Origin of the sequence: Vibrio sp. CAU 1672 (assembly GCF_029223195.1) — a bacterium.
In the GTDB taxonomy this organism is placed as follows: domain Bacteria; phylum Pseudomonadota; class Gammaproteobacteria; order Enterobacterales; family Vibrionaceae; genus Vibrio.
On the sequence record NZ_JARHUF010000039.1, the window covers coordinates 1 to 20,662 of the forward strand.

Annotated in this window: 25 protein-coding genes; 16 read left to right on the plus strand and 9 right to left on the minus strand. The window is 48.8% G+C overall.

Going from position 1 to position 20,662, the window contains the following annotated elements; genetic code table 11:
* Positions 1 to 157: 157 nt before the first annotated feature.
* Positions 158 to 571, minus strand: coding sequence for a ribonuclease E inhibitor RraB (gene rraB / locus P2G85_RS20225; protein WP_275865866.1), 414 nt, complete (start codon positions 569 to 571; stop codon positions 158 to 160).
* Positions 572 to 1,137: 566 nt separating this feature from the next.
* Here rraB and arcA point away from each other — a divergent pair.
* The 5 genes from arcA to P2G85_RS20250 all read left to right on the plus strand — a co-directional run bounded on the left by arcA (position 1,138) and on the right by P2G85_RS20250 (position 5,737).
* Positions 1,138 to 2,358: an arginine deiminase gene (gene arcA, locus P2G85_RS20230; RefSeq protein ID WP_275865867.1), complete on the plus strand. Its 1,221-nt coding sequence runs from the start codon at positions 1,138 to 1,140 to the stop codon at positions 2,356 to 2,358.
* Positions 2,359 to 2,516: 158 nt separating this feature from the next.
* Positions 2,517 to 3,521 carry an ornithine carbamoyltransferase gene (gene argF, locus P2G85_RS20235; protein ID WP_275865868.1) on the plus strand — a complete coding sequence of 335 codons (1,005 nt, stop codon included), beginning with the start codon at positions 2,517 to 2,519 and terminating at the stop codon, positions 3,519 to 3,521.
* Between the two features lie 291 nt (positions 3,522 to 3,812).
* Positions 3,813 to 4,742 carry an aspartate carbamoyltransferase gene (gene pyrB, locus P2G85_RS20240; RefSeq protein ID WP_275865869.1) on the plus strand — a complete coding sequence of 310 codons (930 nt, stop codon included), beginning with the start codon at positions 3,813 to 3,815 and terminating at the stop codon, positions 4,740 to 4,742.
* Between the two features lie 16 nt (positions 4,743 to 4,758).
* Positions 4,759 to 5,220: an aspartate carbamoyltransferase regulatory subunit gene (pyrI, locus tag P2G85_RS20245; protein ID WP_275865870.1), complete on the plus strand. Its 462-nt coding sequence runs from the start codon at positions 4,759 to 4,761 to the stop codon at positions 5,218 to 5,220.
* Between the two features lie 127 nt (positions 5,221 to 5,347).
* Complete coding sequence (locus tag P2G85_RS20250; RefSeq protein ID WP_275865871.1) at positions 5,348 to 5,737, plus strand: RidA family protein; 390 nt, start codon at positions 5,348 to 5,350, stop codon at positions 5,735 to 5,737.
* A gap of 70 nt (positions 5,738 to 5,807) precedes the next feature.
* Here P2G85_RS20250 and P2G85_RS20255 read toward each other — a convergent pair whose 3' ends face one another.
* From P2G85_RS20255 to mlaF, 8 genes are all read right to left on the minus strand, one after another.
* Positions 5,808 to 6,533: a 1-acylglycerol-3-phosphate O-acyltransferase gene (locus P2G85_RS20255; protein ID WP_275865872.1), complete on the minus strand. Its 726-nt coding sequence runs from the start codon at positions 6,531 to 6,533 to the stop codon at positions 5,808 to 5,810.
* 142 nt (positions 6,534 to 6,675) lie between these two features.
* The gene (murA, locus tag P2G85_RS20260) at positions 6,676 to 7,941 is read right to left on the minus strand and encodes a UDP-N-acetylglucosamine 1-carboxyvinyltransferase (RefSeq protein WP_275865873.1); all 1,266 of its coding nucleotides are present in this window, start codon (positions 7,939 to 7,941) and stop codon (positions 6,676 to 6,678) included.
* A 9-nt stretch (positions 7,942 to 7,950) separates the two neighbouring features.
* On the minus strand, positions 7,951 to 8,202 hold the full coding sequence (gene ibaG, locus P2G85_RS20265) for a BolA family iron metabolism protein IbaG (protein WP_275865874.1): 252 nt from the start codon (positions 8,200 to 8,202) through the stop codon (positions 7,951 to 7,953).
* 3 nt (positions 8,203 to 8,205) lie between these two features.
* The gene (locus P2G85_RS20270; protein WP_275865875.1) at positions 8,206 to 8,526 is read right to left on the minus strand and encodes a lipid asymmetry maintenance protein MlaB; all 321 of its coding nucleotides are present in this window, start codon (positions 8,524 to 8,526) and stop codon (positions 8,206 to 8,208) included.
* Positions 8,526 to 9,164, minus strand: a complete 639-nt coding sequence (locus tag P2G85_RS20275; protein WP_275865876.1) for a phospholipid-binding protein MlaC — start codon at positions 9,162 to 9,164, stop codon at positions 8,526 to 8,528. The genes P2G85_RS20270 and P2G85_RS20275 overlap by 1 nt, the downstream gene beginning before the upstream one ends.
* Positions 9,165 to 9,168: 4 nt before the next feature.
* Positions 9,169 to 9,657, minus strand: a complete 489-nt coding sequence (gene mlaD, locus P2G85_RS20280) for an outer membrane lipid asymmetry maintenance protein MlaD (protein ID WP_275865877.1) — start codon at positions 9,655 to 9,657, stop codon at positions 9,169 to 9,171.
* A 2-nt stretch (positions 9,658 to 9,659) separates the two neighbouring features.
* Positions 9,660 to 10,451: a lipid asymmetry maintenance ABC transporter permease subunit MlaE gene (gene mlaE / locus P2G85_RS20285; RefSeq protein ID WP_275865878.1), complete on the minus strand. Its 792-nt coding sequence runs from the start codon at positions 10,449 to 10,451 to the stop codon at positions 9,660 to 9,662.
* Complete coding sequence (gene mlaF / locus P2G85_RS20290; protein ID WP_275865879.1) at positions 10,441 to 11,244, minus strand: phospholipid ABC transporter ATP-binding protein MlaF; 804 nt, start codon at positions 11,242 to 11,244, stop codon at positions 10,441 to 10,443. The genes mlaE and mlaF overlap by 11 nt, the downstream gene beginning before the upstream one ends.
* A 345-nt stretch (positions 11,245 to 11,589) precedes the next feature.
* Here mlaF and P2G85_RS20295 point away from each other — a divergent pair, with 345 nt between their 5' ends.
* The 11 genes from P2G85_RS20295 to mgtE all read left to right on the plus strand — a co-directional run bounded on the left by P2G85_RS20295 (position 11,590) and on the right by mgtE (position 20,344).
* Positions 11,590 to 12,555 carry a calcium/sodium antiporter gene (locus tag P2G85_RS20295; protein WP_275865880.1) on the plus strand — a complete coding sequence of 322 codons (966 nt, stop codon included), beginning with the start codon at positions 11,590 to 11,592 and terminating at the stop codon, positions 12,553 to 12,555.
* A 36-nt stretch (positions 12,556 to 12,591) separates the two neighbouring features.
* Complete coding sequence (gene kdsD / locus P2G85_RS20300; RefSeq protein ID WP_275865881.1) at positions 12,592 to 13,563, plus strand: arabinose-5-phosphate isomerase KdsD; 972 nt, start codon at positions 12,592 to 12,594, stop codon at positions 13,561 to 13,563.
* Positions 13,564 to 13,654: 91 nt separating this feature from the next.
* A complete protein-coding gene (gene lptC, locus P2G85_RS20305; protein WP_275865882.1) occupies positions 13,655 to 14,218 on the plus strand; it encodes an LPS export ABC transporter periplasmic protein LptC in 564 nt (187 codons plus the stop codon).
* The gene (gene lptA, locus P2G85_RS20310) at positions 14,199 to 14,693 is read left to right on the plus strand and encodes a lipopolysaccharide transport periplasmic protein LptA (protein ID WP_275865883.1); all 495 of its coding nucleotides are present in this window, start codon (positions 14,199 to 14,201) and stop codon (positions 14,691 to 14,693) included. Before lptC ends, lptA begins: the two co-directional genes overlap by 20 nt.
* Position 14,694: 1 nt before the next feature.
* Complete coding sequence (lptB, locus tag P2G85_RS20315; RefSeq protein ID WP_275865884.1) at positions 14,695 to 15,420, plus strand: LPS export ABC transporter ATP-binding protein; 726 nt, start codon at positions 14,695 to 14,697, stop codon at positions 15,418 to 15,420.
* A gap of 50 nt (positions 15,421 to 15,470) precedes the next feature.
* The gene (locus tag P2G85_RS20320; RefSeq protein ID WP_275865885.1) at positions 15,471 to 16,946 is read left to right on the plus strand and encodes an RNA polymerase factor sigma-54; all 1,476 of its coding nucleotides are present in this window, start codon (positions 15,471 to 15,473) and stop codon (positions 16,944 to 16,946) included.
* 24 nt (positions 16,947 to 16,970) lie between these two features.
* Positions 16,971 to 17,258, plus strand: a complete 288-nt coding sequence (gene hpf / locus P2G85_RS20325; RefSeq protein ID WP_275865886.1) for a ribosome hibernation promoting factor — start codon at positions 16,971 to 16,973, stop codon at positions 17,256 to 17,258.
* Between the two features lie 2 nt (positions 17,259 to 17,260).
* Positions 17,261 to 17,707 carry a PTS IIA-like nitrogen regulatory protein PtsN gene (ptsN, locus tag P2G85_RS20330; RefSeq protein WP_275865887.1) on the plus strand — a complete coding sequence of 149 codons (447 nt, stop codon included), beginning with the start codon at positions 17,261 to 17,263 and terminating at the stop codon, positions 17,705 to 17,707.
* A 14-nt stretch (positions 17,708 to 17,721) separates the two neighbouring features.
* Complete coding sequence (gene rapZ, locus P2G85_RS20335; RefSeq protein WP_275865888.1) at positions 17,722 to 18,603, plus strand: RNase adapter RapZ; 882 nt, start codon at positions 17,722 to 17,724, stop codon at positions 18,601 to 18,603.
* On the plus strand, positions 18,587 to 18,862 hold the full coding sequence (locus P2G85_RS20340; RefSeq protein ID WP_275865889.1) for an HPr family phosphocarrier protein: 276 nt from the start codon (positions 18,587 to 18,589) through the stop codon (positions 18,860 to 18,862). The genes rapZ and P2G85_RS20340 overlap by 17 nt, the downstream gene beginning before the upstream one ends.
* Before the next feature lie 126 nt (positions 18,863 to 18,988).
* Entirely contained in the window at positions 18,989 to 20,344 is a 1,356-nt protein-coding gene (mgtE, locus tag P2G85_RS20345) for a magnesium transporter (protein WP_275865890.1), read from the plus strand.
* The last annotated feature ends 318 nt before the right edge of the window (positions 20,345 to 20,662 follow it).

Genomic DNA, 20,662 nt, shown 5'->3' on the forward strand with positions numbered 1-20,662 from the left:
TGGACGTTGTTTAGGGCTTGTCTTAAGAACATAAAAAAATCCGAGTGCACTGAATACACTCGGATTTTGACATCCTCAGAGGATCGTTCAACCGATCATTTTTGGCTTAACTGATCGGCATTAAGCATAAAGCTGGCTTTTTCAATCTGTAGGCGATTTATTCGTCTTCGTCATCTTCTTCTGGGTAGAGCGCATCTTCACCTTCATAGTAGGTTCCCCAGCCATCATAAATAATGTCGTACTTCTCGGCTAAATGAACCAGCTTCTCTACCTGAGCATCGATAGCTTCAGCATCCAGTGCAGATTCCATCGTCGCATCACAACAAAGTAGTTTATTACCGTCTTCATCTTCTGTCTCTTCAGCCTCAAGCACCTCAAAGCCCATCTTGAATGCTTCAACAACCGCTTTTTCCAGGGTGTCAAAATCTTCAGCAAACAGGTGGTGTTCGATTTCATAAAGTGAATCTGGATCACTGCCATCTTCTAACAGGGCAGCAATGATATCGCGAGTCTCTTCCTTTTGAATCTCAATTAATTCTTCTACTGACAGATATTCATCTTCGTGAGACATGTTTTGGCTCCAGAAATAGTTGCATGATGGAATCATTATTGATGCGGTGAAATATGGCATGGATCGCGATGAAATGCCACATACAAACGCCAAAGCGCAACGATTGTTCGGCAATATTGCTGCGAAAAAAGTAAAACCCACCACACAGACACAAAAAATTAACAATTTCAGGCGAATTTTAATATTCAGAACATCATAATTGACTGTGAGTAAGCCGGGCCGCTGACAAGCTGCGTGATTATGAGAGAATATTGAATACAGCCACCCCAAGGCTGACACGAGCAAACGAATAAAACCCGGCCAAACGGTGCATTTTTAACACTATTTATGCAGCCAAATCGCTTGAGTGATGTATTCCATGCCCACCTGAAGCAAAGAATAAAAACGCACTTTACTGACCAACTTTCCGCCTCTGTCAATCAGACTTTTACTTCATTATTGAACATTAAATCAAAATATAACCCCAAAATAACCGACAAAAACAAAATTTAACCAAAGCAATCAAACTTGCAACTTATAGATAAGGTTGTCATAACTAGAGGCTGGATTAATTGTAAGGATGCAAAATGAGTAAGCTGTACGTTGGATCAGAAGTCGGCCAGTTGAAACGAGTGCTATTACACCGACCAGAACGCGCCCTCACCCACCTCACTCCCTCTAACTGCCACGAGCTACTGTTTGATGATGTACTGGCGGTAGAAGCCGCTGGTAAGGAACATGACGCGTTTGCCAATACGTTGCGTGAGCAAGGGGTCGAGGTACTGTTGTTGCACGATTTACTGGCAGAAACCCTCGCCGTCAGCGAGGCTAAACGGTGGCTGCTGAAAACACAAATTTCTGACTTCCGCTACGGCCCGACCTTTGCCAAGGATTTACGCGACTATTTCGCAGATATGGACGCCGAGCAACTGGCCACAATTCTGCTCGGCGGGTTAGCCTACTCCGAACTGCCAATCCAGTCCTCTTCGATGCTGCCCAGGATGAAACGCCCGCTCGACTTCGTGATCGAGCCACTGCCGAATCACCTTTTTACCCGAGATACCTCTTGCTGGGTGTACGGCGGTGTGTCGCTCAATCCGATGATGATGCCGGCCCGCCAGCGTGAAACCAATCACCTGCGGGCGATCTACCAGTGGCACCCAATCTTCGCCGGTCAGCCGTTTATTAAATATTTTGGCAATGAGGATCTGCACTATGACAATGCCAACATTGAAGGGGGTGATGTACTGGTCATTGGCAATGGCGCGGTCTTGATTGGCATGTCAGAACGAACCACGCCTCAAGGGGTAGAAAACTTCGCGGCCAGCCTGTTCAAATCACACCAGGCCAAAGAGGTGATCGCAATTGACCTGCCGAAACATCGCTCTTGTATGCATTTAGATACGGTAATGACGCATATGGACGTCGATACTTTTTCGGTCTACCCGGAAATCATGCGCAAAGATCTCGATACCTGGCGATTAACCCCAAAAGGCAATGGCGAGATGCACGTGGAAGCCTCGCATAACTATCTGCACGCGATCGAATCCGCACTCAACCTGGAACAACTGAAAATCATCACCACCGGTGGTGACAGCTATGAGGCGGAGCGCGAGCAGTGGAATGATGCCAATAATGTCCTGACGGTGAAACCGGGGGTGGTGATTGGTTATGAGCGCAACGTGTATACCAATGAAAAGTATGACAAGGCGGGAATAGAGGTACTCACGATCCCGGGCAACGAACTGGGAAGGGGTCGCGGCGGGGCGCGATGTATGAGTTGTCCGATAGAAAGAGACGATATTTAAGCGATGTTTCGTTACCTTCGGTACTAGGTGCAAAAAGGGCTGATGTGAATACATTAGCCTTTTTTTTAGTTATTTTTAAAATAACTATTCACAAATACAGCATTTATATGCTTTAATGAGCTTATTCAATTTTCATCAAACCGACTGAGGAACGAGCTATGGCTTTCAATTTACGTAACCGCAATTTCTTGAAGCTATTGGATTTCTCCCCCAAGGAGATCCAGTTCTTGCTCGAACTGTCTGCAGAGCTAAAAAAAGCGAAGTATGCAGGGATAGAGCAGAAGAAACTTCAAGGCAAAAATATCGCACTCATCTTTGAAAAATCTTCCACTCGTACCCGATGCGCGTTTGAAGTAGCGGCCTTCGATCAAGGTGCGCATGTCACTTATCTCGGCCCATCCGGCTCGCAGATTGGCCACAAAGAGTCGATGAAAGACACCGCACGGGTACTGGGCGGCATGTACGATGGCATCGAATACCGCGGTTTTGGCCAGGCGATCGTTGAAGATCTCGGTGCCTATGCCGGTGTCCCGGTATGGAACGGTTTAACCGATGAATTCCACCCGACGCAAATTCTTGCCGACTTCCTTACCATGCAGGAGCATGGCCGAGGCAAACAACTGCATGAAATGACCTTCGCCTACCTGGGAGATGCGCGTAACAACATGGGTAACTCACTGATGGTGGGTGCTGCAAAAATGGGAATGGATATTCGCCTGGTCGCGCCCAAAGCGTTTTGGCCGGAAGAAGATCTGGTGGCGACTTGCCAAGAGATTGCTCAGCAAACCGGAGCGAAGATCACCCTGACCGAGAACGTCGAAGAAGGCGTAAAAGGTTGTGATTTCCTTTACACCGATGTCTGGGTCTCAATGGGCGAGTCCGATGACGCATGGGATGAACGCGTGGCGTTGATGACACCATATCAAATCAATATGGATGTGATTAAGCAAACCGGCAATCCACACGTGAAGTTTATGCACTGCTTACCGGCGTATCATAATGACGAAACGACCATTGGCAAAGAAGTGGCTGAGAAATACGGCATGAAAGGCCTGGAAGTTACTGAAGAGGTGTTTGAATCTGAGTACTCCATCGTCTTTGACGAGGCGGAGAACCGGATGCACACCATTAAGGCCATCATGGTTGCAACACTAGGCAACTAAGCGCAAAACGGTTAATGGCTAAAAAGCTGGTAAATGCTTGATGTAATCGCTTGCGCTCACGAAAGTTATGCGTATAATGCTCGGCAATTTGTCTGAGGATTACGAAATGACCAAGCTGATTGCGCAGGTAACAATGCGATTTGCTCTAGCGAAGCGACTACGCTTACGTGGCGTTATTTCCGTTAATTCTATTGAATTTAAAACCTCCCCATTTGGGGAGGTTTTTTTATGTCCAAAATTCCTCCGTACTGAATTTGGGCAATAGTCACCACTGTTATAGGGAAGAAGATCATGGCGAACTCGCTTTACCAGAAGCACATCATCTCTATTCCAGAGCTTTCTCGTGAAGAACTGGAACTCATAGTTGAAACCGCAGGTCAGCTGAAAAAAACACCTCGTCCGGAACTGATTAAAAACAAGGTCGTAGCCAGCTGTTTCTTTGAGCCATCAACACGGACTCGCTTGTCTTTTGAAACGGCGATCCAGCGTATCGGTGGCGATGTGATTGGCTTTGACAACGGGGGCAACACCTCGCTGGCAAAAAAAGGCGAGACCTTATCTGACTCAGTACAAGTAATCTCTTCCTATGTGGATGCATTTGTGATGCGTCACCCACAAGAAGGTGCCGCACGCCTGGCTTCTGAATTTTCCCACGGCGTACCGGTGATTAACGCCGGGGACGGTGCCAACCAACACCCGACCCAGACCCTGCTCGACCTTTATAGCATTGCAGAAACCCAAGGACGTTTAGACGAGCTGAATATCGCCTTCGTCGGTGACCTGAAATACGGCCGTACCGTGCATTCGCTGACCCAGGCACTGGCAAAGTTCAACAACGTGCGCTTTTTCTTCATTGCTCCTGAAGCACTGGCGATGCCTGATTACATCTGTGAGGAGCTCGATGAAGCCGGCATTCGCTATAGCCTGCATACCGATATTGAAAGCGTCGTTCCGCAACTGGATATTCTGTACATGACCCGGGTACAGAAAGAGCGATTTGATGAATCTGAATATGCCCACATTAAGTCGGCCTACATTCTGACTGCCGCCCTGCTGGAAGGCGCTCGCGAAAACCTGAAAGTGCTGCACCCGCTACCCCGTGTGGATGAAATCACCACCGATGTTGATGCAACACCACACGCTTACTACTTCCAACAAGCAGAGAACGGCGTCTACGCCCGCCAGGCATTGTTGGCTCTGGTTCTTAACGAAACACTGTAATCGAGGGAGAAAAGACATGGCTAAAGAAACTCAATTGCAGGTAGAAGCAATCAAAAATGGCACGGTTATCGACCATATCCCGGCGCAAATTGGGATCAAAGTATTAAAGCTGTTCGATATGCACAACTCAAAACAACGTGTCACCATCGGCTTGAACCTGCCATCATCTGCCCTGGGCAACAAAGATTTGCTCAAAATCGAAAACATCTTCATTAACGAAGAGCAAGCCAGCAAACTTGCGCTTTATGCCCCGCATGCCACGGTCAATCAAATCGAAAACTACCAAGTGGTTAAGAAGCTGGCGCTTGAGCTGCCTGAGAAGATCAATAACGTATTCGAATGCCCGAACTCGAACTGTATTACCCATAACGAGCCGGTTGAAAGCAGCTTTAAAGTATTCGAGAAAAAAGAAGAGATCCGCCTGAAATGCAAATATTGCGAAAAGGTCTTCTCGCGCGACATCGTCACCGAACGCTAAAACACCACCAAGCGCTGTTAATATAAACTAATACCCTGCTTTTGCAGGGTATTTTGCTTTACGCACGCCGGCTTTAAAGGCAAACTGAGCACTCAGATTTACCCCTACAACAGATGGAATATCAAAAATGACGAAAGTACTTCACACTGAATCAGCTCCAGCAGCCATTGGTCCTTATGTGCAAGGTGTCGATCTTGGCAACATGATCCTCACTTCTGGTCAAATCCCAGTAAACCCGGCAACGGGTGAAGTGTCTGCCGATATCGCCATTCAGGCGCGCCAATCTCTGGATAATGTCAAAGCTGTAGTTGAAGCCTCTGGCCTGACTGTTTCTGATATCGTAAAAATGACAGTTTTCGTTAAAGATCTTAACGACTTCGGTACCGTAAATGAAGTATATGGTAAGTTCTTCGATGAGCACCAAGTTACTAACTACCCGGCTCGCTCTTGTGTGGAAGTGGCCCGCTTACCGAAAGATGTTGGTATCGAGATTGAAGCGATTGCAGTGCGCAAATAATCGTACTGTCACTTGCTAAAAAAATGGGTAGCCGTAGCTACCCATTTTTTATGCTTGTTTCTGCTAATAGCTAAGCAGCATTACGCTGTTTAACTTCCTCATCCAGCGCCTCTAACTTCTCTTTCATTTGCTCACGGCAAAGATTAGCCAGTTGACGAACACTTTCTTTGCCGTAACCTTCGGTACTGATGGGTGGCAACATTTCAACAATCACACGCCCATTATTCCACCGGTTAAGCTTAAACTGATCCGTTGAGCTGCACACGATCGGAACAACCGGTACCGCAGCACCGATCGCCGCGTGGAAAGCACCGGTCTTAAATGGCAGCAAGCCGCGGCCACGAGAACGGGTACCTTCCGGGAACATCCATACTGATACATCGCTCTCTTTCATACTTGAAACCACCTGATCAATGGTCCCTTTCGCTTTAGAGCGGTTCGCCCGGTCAATCAGAATATTACCCGTCAGCCAGTATAGCTGGCCAAACAATGGCATCCAAGCCAGGCTCTTTTTACCGACAGTGACCACTTTAGGTGTCACCGCAGCAGAGACGGTAAACAGATCCCAGTTATTTTGATGGTTAGCAATGTAAACATGCTGACCACGCGAGTACGCATCCTCAGGGATACGCAACTCAAGTTCAATGCCAAAAACACGTGACATTTTGGCAAACAGGCGGCCAAAAGTGAAAACGTGCTTGGGATTGCGGGGGCTCAGTAAACAGTAGCCGCAGCCACCAATAAACATCACAATTGCAAAAATTGCGACAGCAAGTACACGAAACAGTGCAATCATTATTGTTCTCCAGGAACCGGCTCATGCCAGATACAGCTATTTTTTCGCTCTCCCACGGAGAGTGCCCGTGGAAGATAAGGACGATATAAAAAAGCCGAAACCTGGGTTTCGGCTTTGATGTTGCAGTCACCTGCTAAGCAGTTTAACTTGCCTCGCTCACTCGCTCAATATTTGCGCCGAGTGCAGCCAGTTTATTTTCGATTTTGTCGTAACCACGGTCGATGTGGTAGATACGATCAACGATGGTTTCGCCTTTGGCAATACAACCCGCAATCACCAAACTTGCCGAAGCACGTAAGTCAGTTGCCATCACTTGCGCGCCGCTTAGCGAGTCTACGTCACCACAGATCACTGTGTTGCCTTCGATCTCTGCTTTTGCGCCCATACGCATCAGCTCCGGAACGTGCATAAAACGGTTTTCAAAGATGGTTTCAGTGATCACGCCACCGCCTTTCGCCATCATGTTCAATAGCGTGAATTGCGCCTGCATATCAGTTGGGAAACCTGGATGCGGAGCCGTACGAATGCTGACCGCTTTTAACTCGCGATCCGTCATATCGACAGAGATCCAGTCCTCACCTGTCTCAACCTGTGCGCCCGCTTCTTCGAGCTTGGCCAGCACCGCTTCCAGCAGATGGGCGTTGGTGTTACGACACACTACTTTACCGCCGGAAACTGCGGCAGCAACCAGGAAGGTACCGGTTTCGATCCGGTCAGAGACCACACGGTGTTTGCCCCCACCCAGACGCTCCACCCCTTCAATGGTGATGGTATCGGTACCTGCGCCAGAAATTTTAGCTCCAAGCTGGTTAAGGAAATTGGCGGTATCAACAATTTCAGGTTCGCGAGCGGCATTGTCTAACGTCGTCGTGCCTTCCGCCAGTGTGGCGGCACACATAATAGTGATCGTAGCGCCGACACTCACCTTATCCATAACAATGTGCGCACCTTTCAGGCGGCCATCGACTTCTGCTTTCACATAACCATCTTCTAGTGTGATGGTGGCGCCAAGCTGCTCCAGACCTGTGATGTGCAGATCGACCGGACGGGCACCGATCGCACAGCCGCCAGGCAAGGAGACCTGCCCCTGGCCAAAACGTGCCACCAGCGGACCCAGCGCCCAAATGGACGCACGCATGGTTTTAACCAGATCGTAGGGCGCACAATACTCATTGATGCTGCCGGCGTCGACATACACCGAGCCATTACGGCTGACGTCAGCCCCTAAACGCTTCAGCAGCTCCATTGTGGTATCAATATCACGCAGATGTGGCACATTGGCCACTTCTACCGGCTCTTCAGCCAAAATAGACGCAAATAAAATCGGCAGTGCAGCGTTTTTTGCACCAGAAATGGTCACTTCTCCGCAGAGCGGTTTATCTGACCCAATAACTCGAAACTTTTCCATCAATAAACCTTATAGTGACATTAGTTTCTTATCACGCGCCCACTCTTCTGGTGTGTACGCTTTGATGGACAAGGCATGAATGTCATTACGCTGAATGTATTCCATCAGAGGACGGTAAATCAGTTGCTGTTTTTTTACGCGGCTCATTCCATCGAAACAAGCATCAACAGCAACCACTTCATAGTGGCTACCTTCACCTTTAACATGCACTTCCTGAAGGTTCAGTTCTTCCAATAACTGTTGTACTTTTGCGCTATCCACAATTTACCCCTGATAATTCTTAATGTGTTCGCCCACTATGGTCTCAACATTGCTGAGCTGAAGCAATGTGCGCAACTGTGCCGGCACGAAACTGAACATTATATGACAGTTTTGCTTTTTTGCATGCTCAATTAAGTGGATCAACATCACCATTCCTGCGGAGTCGATACGAGTCACCGCCTGCAGGGAGCATTCGAGGCTGGCCTGGGATGGCTGCCACTGACGGGCAATCGCCCATAAAGCCGGTACCGTATCCCGGTCTAATGCACCAGTCAACACCAGAGCGTTTTGCTCCGGTTGCCACTGCGGATGTGATGCCGCCATCAGTTTCTCGCCTCAAAACGAATCGGCTGAGCCGCTAAGCGTTCCAGATCTTTGGCGACCGCCAAAATGCCCTGTTGGCGAATCTGAGCACTCCACTCTGATTGTTTACTGGACAACAAACTGATGCCCTCAGCCACCATGTCGAATGCCAGCCATTCACCAGTTTTATTATCTTTGCGCAGTTTGAACTCCAACTTAATATTGGGACGTGGTGCATCCACGATTTCAACTCTGATGCTGGTAATACGTCTGGAATCGTCCAGCAACGGCTCTGGCCCAAACTCAATCAGTTGATCACTATATTGAGTCAGCACCTGCGCGTATGAGGTGACTAAATAGGCGCGAAAAGCCTTAATAAACTCGCCGACATCCTCACGCTTGGCGCCTTTTAAATTCGGCCCCAGCAGTTTAAGTGCAGCATACTGCTCATTGACGTAAGGCATCAGCTCTTCATCGACAATCACTTTCAGGCGGTTAGGCTCTTGCTGGATTTTCGGCTGCTCAGCTTTCAAACGTTCAAACGTCGCTTCAGCGACTTGCTTCATCATCTTATAAGGCTCGGTTTTATCCACTTCCATCGCCGATACGCCAAAAGACAATAAAATCGCAAAAATCGAGCTTAACACCCTGATTAACATACTGTTACTCCTCACTAGCGCTACCTGAGTCACCAATACTGTAAAGTACCTGACCGATCAGGTCTTCAAGTACCAATGCTGATTTGGTGTCTTCGATCATATCACCATCGGCAAGCATCACTTCATCTTCAAACACGAAACCCGGCACCAGACTAATGTACTGCTCTCCAATCAAACCTGACGTCAGGATCTGGACGCTGGAAGTTTCGGAGAATTGCTGGTACTGGCTGTTTATCGACAAACTCACCACCGGCAACAAATTGTCAGGATTAAGCGTGATATTGCTGACACGACCAACAACCACGCCTCCGACTTTGACCGGCGAGCGCACTTTCAGGCTACCAATGTTGTCAAATTCGGCTTTCAGGGTGTAAGTATCCCCTCGGCCCATACTTTTTACGTCAGCAACTTGAAAAATCATCACAAGAATCGCGCAAATTCCTGCCAATACAAAGCTGCCAACCCATAATTCTAATTTACGTGTTTGTTGCATGTTTAATTCCCAAACATCAATGCTGTCAGTACAAAGTCTAGCCCCAGTACTGTTAAAGAAGAATGCACCACAGTGCGTGTTGTTGCCCGGCTGATCCCTTCAGAAGTCGGGATCGCGTCATAACCATTAAACAGCGCCACCCAGGTCACCGAAATCGCAAAAACAAAACATTTAATAAAGCTGTTACCAATATCTTTACCAAGCTCTACCGACGATTGCATCGCAGACCAGAAACTGCCGTGATCAATGCCCTTCCAGTCCACCCCGACCAGCTGTGCCCCCCAGATACCGATAGCCATAAAAATCATCGCCAGCATCGGCATCGAAATCACCCCGGCCCAAAAACGCGGTGCAATGACACGTTTTAGCGGGTCCACCGCCATCATCTCCAGGCTGGACAGTTGCTCGGTCGCTTTCATCAAACCGATTTCCGCTGTCAGGGCAGAACCTGCCCGCCCGGCGAACAACAGTGCCGTAACCACCGGGCCCAGCTCTCGCAGCAGTGACAAAGCGACCATTTGCCCGAGACTGCCTTCCGCACCGTAGTCAACCAGTACCACATATCCTTGCAGGCTGAGTACCATACCAATAAATAGCCCGGATACCATAATGATCGCCATTGACTGTACCCCGACGGAATACAGTTGCTTGACCAGCAGTGGCAAGTTTTTTAATGGCTGAGGGCGCGTGACCAGAGCTCCGAACAACATCAACGTTGCGCGACCAAACGCTTCACAAATGGCGAGCGTACGGCGTCCTAATGACGCGACAAACTGAACAAAATTACCGGCCATCAAATAAGTCCTTTTCGATACTCTGAGAGGGGAAGCGGAAAGGAACCGGCCCATCGGCCTCACCTTGCAAGAACTGCTTTACGCGTGGATCCGGATTGTCGAGCAGCTGTTGCGGTGTGCCGTAAGCGATAATCTTGTTGTCCGCCATCAAATAGACCCAATCGGCAATACTCATCACTTCCGGGACATCATGCGACACCACAATCGAAGTAACACCCAGGGCCTGATTGAGGTTATCAATTAGTTTGACCAGCACCCCCATGGTGATCGGATCCTGACCGGCAAATGGCTCATCATACATGATCAGATCTGGATCAAGGGCAATCGCCCGGGCCAGCGCGGCGCGGCGCGCCATACCACCAGACAGCTCGCTCGGCATTAACTGAGCAGCCCCGCGCAGGCCGACCGCCTCAAGCTTGAGCAGTACCATAGTACGGATAATATCCTCAGGGAGATCCGTATGCTCACGCAAAGGAAAGGCCACATTATCAAACACACTCAAATCGGTGAATAGCGCACCCGACTGAAACAACATGCTCATTTTTTTGCGCGCATGATACAGCTTCTTGCGTGAGAGTGCGGGAATGTTATCACCGTCAAACCAAATGCTGCCGTGTTCGGGTAGCAACTGGCCGCCAATCAGGCGCAGCAGTGTGGTTTTACCAATACCTGACGGCCCCATAATTGCGGTCACTTTTCCTTTCGGGACATGCAGATCAATGCTGTCAAAGATCTTACGCTCCCCCCTTGAAAAGCTTAGGTTTTTCACCGTAACTAAATCGTTATTCGACATAACTTCTCTTCTTTAATTTGCAAGTCAGCAAACTTACAAAACCACCAGGCCAACTGTGAATGCGGCTTGCAATCATAAGCACAATAAGTTGGAATTAAAAGCACTGTTCAATTAATTCAAGCCAACCAAAGCCCGGCCGCTTATTGTTGCCGGCAAACTGTTATTCGCCACCATGCGTATCCTTGCTAGTTTAGCTATCAATACTGCCGGTGCCTAATGCTCAACAATTAAACACAATTTCGTTACTTACTCTTAATTTATTTGTTGTTTATCTTCCCTTTTTGCGTGCAAAAGGTCAAAATTAGCGGTTAATCATTTCTCTTACTTTATTCATTAGGAATCATCATGCTCGAAGCCGTAGCGTTGCTAATTGTCGGTCTGGTTTTACTTGTCTGGAGTGCTGATAAACTTGTTTTTGGTGCTGCAGCTCTTGCTCGCAACGTTGGTATTTCTCCTCTGGTGATTGGTATGACGATTCTGGCGATGGGCTCTTCAGCCCCAGAGATGATGGTCTCCGCCACTGCAGCATTGGACGGAAAAACCGATACGGCGGTTGGTAATGTACTGGGCTCGAACATCGCCAACATCGCTCTAATCCTCGGCATCACCGCGTTAATTAAACCGCTATCGATTAACTCCGCCGTAATACGACGTGAGTTGCCACTGATGATTGCGGTAACCGTATTGGCCGGGATTCTGCTTTGGGACAGTCACCTTGGTTTTTATGAAGGCAGTTTTTTATTTGTGCTGTTTGCCGGCTTCCTATTTACCATGCTGCAAATCAGCCGCAATGAACAGAAGGCAGGCGACGCCTTTCTTGATGAGCAAGAATCTGAGATCCCGCAAGGGGTGAGTAACAGCCAGGCCGGGTTGTGGGTGGTACTGGGTTTGGTACTGCTGCCTCTCGCCGCAGATTTGTTAGTCGACAACGCAGTGTTCATTGCCAAATACTTCGGCATGAGCGATCTGGTCATCGGCCTGACCATTATCGCCATCGGTACCAGCCTGCCAGAACTGGCGGCTTCATTAGCCGGAGTGCTGAAAGGCGAAGACGATATGGCCGTGGGTAATATCATTGGCTCTAACGTATTCAACATTCTCGCCGTAATGGGCATTCCGGGCATTCTTAACCCTTCAGTGATCAGCGAATACGCCATGGTTCGTGATTTCTGGGTGATGTTGGGCCTGTCTGTGCTCTTAGTTATCATGGCGCTGGGTAAGTCACGCAGTATCAACCGTCTCGAAGGCGGCATCTTGTTTACGTGTTTTTTGGCTTACCAAGTTTATCTGTTCATGAACATGGCCGCTTAAGCTTATTAATAACCAGCAATATTCCGGAGTTCAGGTATGTCCAATTCATTTGATTTTCGCGCCGCAGCTAAACAGGTATTAGACGTGGAAATTGCCGGCTTGCAACAACTGGATCAATATTTTGATGACCAGTTTATCCAGGCTTGCGAACTGATCTTGGCCAACAGTGCCAAAGTGGCTGTAATGGGAATGGGAAAGTCAGGCCATATCGGTAACAAAATTGCCGCCACACTGGCCAGTACCGGGACATCCGCTTTTTTTGTCCACCCAGGTGAAGCAGCCCATGGCGATCTGGGGATGATCTCTCCCGGAGACATCGTACTCGCCATTTCCAACTCGGGTGAATCACATGAGATCCTTTCATTATACCCGGTGCTGAAACGCTTAAACATCAAAATCATTGCCATGACGGGCAAGCCAGAATCCAGCATGGCCAAACTGTCTGATCTTCATCTGCAGATTTCCGTACCAAAAGAAGCCTGTCCGCTTGGCCTTGCCCCCACCAGCAGCACAACCGCCACACTGGTGATGGGCGATGCCCTGGCCGTAGCGCTATTGCAAGCGCGCGGCTTCTCGGCTGAGGATTTTGCGCTGTCGCACCCGGGAGGGGCTCTGGGCAGAAAGCTATTATTGAAACTGTCTGATATCATGCATTTTGGTAACGCTCTGCCAAGTGTCTCACCCAATGCACTGATCAGAGATGCACTGCTCGAAATATCGGAAAAAGGTTTGGGGATGACCACCATCGTGGATGAGAACGCGACCATGCTGGGGATATTCACCGATGGTGATTTGCGCCGCACACTGGATAAACGCATTGATATTCACACCACCAAGATCGGTGATGTCATGACGACCCACCCTACCACGGCAAGCCCGGACATGTTGGCGGTAGAGGGACTGAACCTGATGCAGGAAAAAAACATCAATGCTCTGGTTCTGTGTGAAAACAACCAAGTGGTTGGCGCGTTAAACATGCATGATTTGCTGAAAGCCGGCGTCATGTAAACTTACGCAGCCATCAGATACTGTTCAATTTACCCATGAGATTAAGGCAATAGTCAGGGAAGTACTGAGCTAAAATAAAGGCCTTTTGTATATGAGTTTAACCCGCTTTATTTATCTGCTTCTGCTGTTCGTTATCGCTTGGTGTAGCTACTATTTGCTGACACCTTCCGTTACGGACGAAGTGCAAGTTGCACCGGATGTGGAATTGCCCATGTTCAGCGGTACAGGGCTGGAAAACATCACCTATGCTGAAGATGGTGTGCGCAGCTACGTAATTCGTTCATCACATTTGGATCATTATGCCCAAAGTGGCGATACGATTTTTGATACCCCGACACTGATGGTATATCGGGACGGTCAAATCGTTGAATGGGAAATCACCGCCGCACGTGCGGTTCTCAGTGACAAGCAAATTTTGACACTATACGATAAGGTATTGATGCAGAACCTGTTGCCGGGAGCCAGCTTTGATACCATGGCCACCGATAAATTGGTCATAAACCTGAATAACCGTCACTTTAAGGCCGAACAGCAAGTGTTGTTAGTCGGGCCACAATTTGAAACTACCGGAGGCGCGATGCAAGGCAACTTGAAAAAACACACCGCGACTCTGACAGATAAAGTTCAAGGTCGATATGAAATCGTTACCCCTTAGCCTATTGGCACTGGCTTTAGCTGCGCCTCAAGCGCTGGCTCTGAAGTCGGATACACAACAGCCGGTTTACATTAATTCCGACACCCAGCAAGTCGACATGAAAAGCAGCCAGGTGATTTTTCATGGTGATGTTTCACTTAAACAAGGCAGTATCAGTATCGATGCCGACAAGATTATTGTGACTCGTGATGATAAAACTGAAGCGATCAGCAAAATTCAAGCCTTCGGCAAGCCGGCAACTTTTTCTCAACTGATGGACGACGGGAAAACCTTGAGTGGTCAGGCAATGGAACTCAACTACGACATATCAGCCGATGAACTGACCATGCTCGGCCAGGCCCAGCTGGCCCGGGACGGCAGCACCATCAGCGGCTCTTCTATCCGTTACCAGATAGGCCAGCAAAAGCTGGTAGCCGACAGCTCTGCAAATGAGCGGGTAACCACAATCCTGCAACCAAATCAGGTGAGCGATTAATATGGCAGTACTGAGTGCAAAAAACCTGGCCAAGAGCTACAAAAAACGCAAAGTCGTCACCGATGTCAGTTTAGAGGTAGAGTCGGGACAAATTGTCGGCTTGCTGGGTCCTAACGGCGCCGGTAAAACCACCTCATTTTACATGATTGTCGGCCTGGTTCCGCGCGATGAAGGGACTATTACGATTGACGATCAGGACATCAGTATTCTGCCGATGCACAGCCGCTCACGCATGGGGATCGGTTACCTGCCTCAGGAAGCCTCCATCTTCCGCAAGCTCTCAGTCGAAGCTAACATCATGGCGGTTCTCGAGACCCGCCAGGAACTGACGCGCGAGGAACGTCAGGACAAGCTGGAAGATTTGTTGGAAGAATTCCACATACAGCACATTCGCACCAGCGCCGGTATGGCACTATCAGGTGGAGAACGTCGCCGCGTTGAGATAGCACGCGCTCTGGCAGCCAACCCCCAGTTCATCCTGCTGGATGAACCCTTTGCCGGTGTAGACCCAATCTCGGTGAATGACATCAAAAAAATCATCGAACACCTGCGCGATCGCGGCTTGGGAGTCTTGATCACAGACCATAACGTACGTGAAACTCTGGACGTGTGTGAAAAGGCTTATATCGTCAGCCAAGGACACTTGATTGCATCAGGCACGCCAGATGAAGTCCTCAATAACGATCAAGTGAAACAAGTTTATCTCGGTGAACAATTCCGTCTATGATTAATATATAAACGGCAAGGTTCTGAGCATTACAAGGTAAGTAACACTGAATGAAACCTTCATTACAACTTAAGCTAGGTCAACAGTTAGCCATGACACCACAGTTGCAGCAAGCCATCCGCTTGCTGCAACTCTCGACGCTGGATCTGCAGCAAGAGATTCAGGAAGCCCTGGACTCCAATCCATTGTTAGACGTCGAAGAAGGTAGTGATGAGCCTCAGCCAAATGGTGAAGACAAAGCATCTCATGAAAACGGCGAACATTCAGAAAATACCAGTGAACCCAACGCCGAAGCTGACGTACCAGACAGCTCAGAAATCATTGAAAAGTCAGAAATAAGCAGCGAGCTTGAAATCGACACCACCTGGGATGATGTTTACAGTGCCAACACTGGCAGCACCGGCTTAGCACTCGACGATGACCTGCCGGTTTATCAGGGTGAAACCACCGAGTCACTGCATGATTACCTGATGTGGCAGCTTGATCTGACGCCATTCAGCGAAACCGACCGCACTATCGCCCTGGCGATTATTGACGCTGTAGATGATTACGGTTACCTGACCCTCTCACCACAAGAAATCCATGAAAGCTTCGATAACGAAGAAATCGAACTGGATGAAGTGGAAGCGGTACGTAAACGTATCCAACAGTTTGACCCCCTCGGCGTGGCTTCACAAAATCTACAAGAATGCTTGTTACTGCAGCTGGCCACCTTCCCGGAAGACACCCCTTGGTTACAGGAAGCCAAACTGGTACTGAGCCAGCATATCGACAACCTGGGCAACCGCGACTACAAACTGGTTATTAAAGAGACCAAACTTAAAGAAGCCGAACTGCGTGAAGTGCTGCAGCTGATTCAGCAACTGGATCCGCGCCCCGGGAGCCGCATTACACCTGATGACACCGAGTATGTCATCCCGGATGTCTCGGTGTTTAAAGACAACGGCAAGTGGACCGTCGCAATCAACCCGGACAGCGTGCCAAAATTGAAAGTCAACCAGCAGTATGCCCAGCTTGGCAAAGGCAACAGTGCCGACAGCCAGTACATTCGCAGCAATTTGCAAGAGGCAAAGTGGTTAATTAAGAGTTTGGAAAGTAGAAACGAGACCCTACTCAAAGTTGCACGATGTATAGTTGAACATCAGCAGGATTTCTTCGAGTATGGTGAAGAAGCCATGAAGCCAATGGTACTGAACGATGTTGCCTTGGCCGTGGATATGCACGAATCGACCATTTCACGGGTCACAACCCAAAAATTCATGCATACCCCACGTGGCATATTTGAATTGAAGTACTTTTTCTCCAGCCATGTCAGTACCGATAATGGCGGAGAATGTTCGTCAACAGCAATCCGGGCCCTCATTAAGAAATTGGTCGCGGCAGAAAACACCGCCAAACCACTCAGTGATAGCAAGATTGCTGCTCTTCTGGCTGATCAAGGGATTCAAGTCGCAAGACGAACGATTGCGAAGTATCGTGAATCCTTGGGAATCGCCCCTTCAAGTCAGCGCAAACGCCTGCTTTAAGGCCTCAACTGAAAAGGAAAGTCTATGCAAATCAATATTCAAGGCCATCACGTTGATCTTACCGATTCAATGCAAGACTATGTTCAATCTAAGTTTCAGAAGCTCGAAAGGTTCTTCGACCATATCAATCAGGTACAGGTTGTACTTAAAGTTGAAAAAATTCATCAAATCGCCGAAGCTACGCTTCACATAAACCAAGGCGAAATTCATGCGTCCGCTGACGATGAAAACATGTACGCGGCAATCGACTCCCTGGTCGACAAATTGGTTCGCCAACTCAACAAACATAAAGAAAAATTAAACAGTCATTAATCATGCAACTGAGCGAGATACTGTCTTTGGACTGCACGAAAAGTGCAGTCCAATGTACGAGTAAAAAACGCGCCTTAGAAATTATCAGCCAGATTGTCGCTGAGTATACAGGCCAAGATTCCACCACCCTGTTTGAGTGTATGCTCAACAGAGAAAAAATGGGTAGTACCGGTATAGGTAACGGTATCGCCATTCCACATGCACGCATGCCGGCGAGCGATAAAGCCATTGCCGTGCTGTTACAATGCGAAGAGCCGATTGAATTCGATGCTATCGACAATCGCCCTGTCGACCTCCTTTTCGCCTTGCTCGTTCCAGAAGAGCAGTGCAAAGAACATCTCAAGACACTATCCTGTATGGCAGAACGTCTGAGTAATAAGCAAACCCTGAAGATGCTTAGAAATGCTCAGAGTGACGAAGAGCTATACAACATTATGATTCATCAGTAATCAGGATCAACACCATGCGTTTAATCGTTGTCAGTGGACACTCCGGTGCCGGCAAGAGTGTGGCACTGCGTGTGCTCGAAGACTTAGGCTACTATTGCGTAGACAATTTACCCGTTAACCTGCTCGATGCCTTTGTCCAGTCGATCGCAGAAAGCAGACAAAACGTGGCCGTCAGCATTGATATCCGTAACCTGCCCAAAAAGCGCAAAGAGCTGAATGACACCTTAACCAAACTCAAACAAGAGCAGGAGGCGATGGTGCTGTTTCTTGATGCGGACAAGGAAACCCTGCTCAAGCGCTACAGTGAAACACGCCGCATCCACCCGCTTTCACTGGGCACGAAATCACTGTCTCTGGATCAGGCGATTGAGCTGGAACAGGAACTGCTGACCCCACTCAAAGCCCACGCAGATCTGGTCCTGAACAGCAGCGGCCTGTCTTTACATGATCTGAGTGAAACCGTGCGCCGCCGCGTTGAAGGCCGGGAGCGCAAAGACCTGGTGATGGTATTTGAATCGTTTGGCTTTAAATATGGCCTGCCGAGTGATGCTGATTACGTTTTTGATGTCCGTTTTTTGCCCAACCCGCATTGGGAGCCTTCGCTGCGCCCGTTTACCGGTTTAGATGGCCCAATCAAAGCCTTTCTCGAGCAGCACCAATCGGTGCTCGATTTGAAGTATCAGATTGAGAGCTTTATCGAAACCTGGCTGCCACTGCTGGAAAAAAATAACCGCAGTTACCTGACGGTCGCGATTGGCTGTACCGGTGGTAAGCACCGCTCAGTCTATTTAACTCAGCAGATCGCCGAATACTTCGCCCAGCAGGGACATCAGGTACAGATCCGCCACACGTCGTTAGAAAAAGCCCCAAGGAGTATCAATGAAGTTAAGCCGTAAGGTATTAATCCAGAATCGCTTGGGGCTGCATGCCCGCGCTGCGGTCAAATTAGTCGAGTTGGCCCAGAGCTTTGAAGCAGTTATCACCATAGACAACGAAGAAGATATCACCGCTACAGCAGACAGCGTGATGGGGTTACTGATGCTGGAGTCAGCCCAGGGACAATATGTGGTGATCCATTCCAGTGGTGAACAGGCACAACAAGCGTTAGATGCCGTGTGCCTGCTGATCGAAGATAAGTTTGATGAGGGTGAGTGAAGATCTCACCTCCCCTTCCCACTATGTAAAAAAATAACTGACGAAACATAATTCTGACTATTACAGAGCGCTTGGAATTAAGTTATTATTCAAAGCATTGTAAATATCAGGAATCAGGAGGAATCAATGGCCGAGCAGATAGAGTTTGACCAAGCTCACCAAGCCCTCCAAGAAGTCACTGAAGCGCTGGAAAACGGCCGCTTCGTCCACGTCCGCCGCCAACTGCAGGACATGGAACCTGAGGACATCGCTCACCTTCTCGAAGCCGCACCGCGAAAAAGTCGTGAAGTACTGTGGCAATTGACCGACCCGGAAGACTACGGGGAAATCCTTGACGAGCTGAGTGAAGACGTCAAAGACAATCTGGTGTCGAAAATGGCACCGGAAGCACTGGCCGAAGCAACCGAGGGCATGGACACCGATGACGTGGCCTATGTCCTGCGTAGCCTGCCCGATGATCTGTCGCGTGAAGTTTTGTCACAGATGGACATCGCCGACCGCCAGCGGGTAGAAACCGCCCTCTCCTACTCCGAAGATACCGCCGGTGGTTTGATGAACACCGACGTGATCACCATTCGTGCTGACGTCGACGTCGACGTGGTATTGCGTTATTTACGCATGAAAGGCGAGCTTCCGGAAGCCACCGATGCACTGTATGTGATCGATGAAGAGAGTAAGCTGATTGGTGAGCTGCCAATCACTTTGCTGCTGACTACTCAACCTGACGTCAAAATCATCGATGTCATGGAAGATACCGATGAGGCCATCATTGTCACTACCAGCGACTCTGATGTCGCAAGTCTATTTGAACGCCGCAACTGGGTATCGGCTCCGGTCGTTGATGAAAACCAGCACTTAGTTGGCCGGATCACTATTGATGACGTAGTCGACGTGATCCGCGAAGACGCAGAGCACTCGATGATGAGCCTGGCGGGTATGGATGATGACGAAGATACTTTTGCCCCAGTGGTCAAATCGGCCCGTAAGCGCAGTATCTGGCTTGGCGCTAACGTACTGGCCGCATTGGCCGCCGCTTCGGTGTCCAATATGTTTGAAGCGACGCTGGATCAGATGGCCGCGATTGCAGTCTTGATGACCATCGTGCCGTCAATGGGGGGCGTTGCCGGTAACCAGACCGTCGCACTGGTGATCCGCGGTCTGGCACTCGGGCATATCGGTGACTCGAACAAGCGCGAACTGCTGATGAAGGAAGCGGCGATTGGTTTGTTGAACGGCATTATGTGGGCGCTGATCATTGGCGGAATTGTGGTAGCCTGGAAAGGCAACTGGATGCTCGGCAGTATCATCTCCGCCGCCATGCTTACCAATCTTCTGGTAGCGGGCATTGCTGGCGTAACCATTCCGATTTTGCTGAAAAAGATGAATATTGACCCGGCTCTGGCGGGGGGAATGGCTCTTACCACCGTAACCGACGTTATCGGCCTGTCGGTGTTCCTCGGACTGGCCACCATCATGATCTAATACCAATCTACATAAGTATCTGATCATTCTTGCTGGTTAAAATTGCTGATAACTGTGTTGTAGATTTACTAATTAGAATAACTAGTTAACCCAAACCTACGCCTTGTTCTAAGCGATTTTTCCTGCGCAATTATCTGAACACCTACTTATCCAGATTGGTATAAAAAAGCCTGATAATCTATCAGGCTTTTTTAATGTTATGTGTTCCGTCCTAAATAAGGTTGACACTTTCCAACCCCAAAATTGGAGAGTGTTATGAAATCAACAAATAAAAGAACTCAGCGCGATTATTCCCTCGCTTTTAAACTCACCGTAGTG